Source organism: Candidatus Thiosymbion oneisti, from assembly GCF_900092655.1.
Lineage (GTDB): Bacteria > Pseudomonadota > Gammaproteobacteria > Chromatiales > Chromatiaceae > Thiosymbion > Thiosymbion oneisti.
Genome location: NZ_FLUY01001690.1, coordinates 1 through 537 on the forward strand (window position 1 = coordinate 1; position 537 = coordinate 537).

The 537-nt window shown below is 59.6% G+C and carries 1 protein-coding gene and 1 pseudogene; both read left to right on the forward strand.

Translation table 11 applies throughout. The annotated features are described in order from the left end of the window. A pseudogene (locus tag BQ17_RS23795) lies at positions 1–317 on the forward strand (ISAs1 family transposase); the annotation flags it as partial. Beyond that, entirely contained in the window at positions 314–514 is a 201-nt protein-coding gene (locus BQ17_RS17750) for a hypothetical protein (protein WP_089729380.1), read from the forward strand. The pseudogene BQ17_RS23795 and the gene BQ17_RS17750, both read left to right, overlap by 4 nt. Positions 515–537 lie beyond the last annotated feature (23 nt).

A 537-nucleotide genomic window follows, 5' to 3' on the forward strand; every position in this document is an offset into this window, starting at 1 on the left:
ACTTTTCGGCGGTTCGGGATCCGCGTTCAGAAAAGAACAAACGCTACAATGTGGAGGAAATTTTGCTGTTGTGTGTTTGTGCGGTGGTCAGCGGAGCCGAAGGCTGGAAAAGTATCCATATGTTCGGGTGCGCTAAGCTGGCGTGGTGACGTCGGTTCTTGCCCTACCCTAACGGGATTCCCTCCGCCGACTGTCTCGGTTGGGTGATGGCGCGGTTGTCAGCGGATGCCTTCCAAGCGTGTTTCGCGGCGTGGCTCGTTCCCACGCTCCAGCGTGGGAATGCCGTTGTGGCCGCTCCAGCGGCCAAGATTTCATGACGCTGGAGCGTCTGGATTTGCTCCCACGCTGGAGCGTGGGAGCCAGAGGCCACGGCAGGATCGAATGCCGGCTGACCGGGCGTGAGCTCACCCGTCGCATGGGTAAACCCCAACGCTGGCAGGTCGAGTGTGTCGACGGAGGCGTCGAGCGCCCGAACGCGGTTGGTTTCGCTGACCTAGAGGGCGTTCTCAATTGAGCTGAATCCTCATGAAAATCAAG

Bases quoted from the DNA above. Each gene is read 5' to 3' on its own strand.
- BQ17_RS17750 (WP_089729380.1), top strand. From the start codon at position 314: ATGACGCTGGAGCGTCTGGATTTGCTCCCACGCTGGAGCGTGGGAGCC.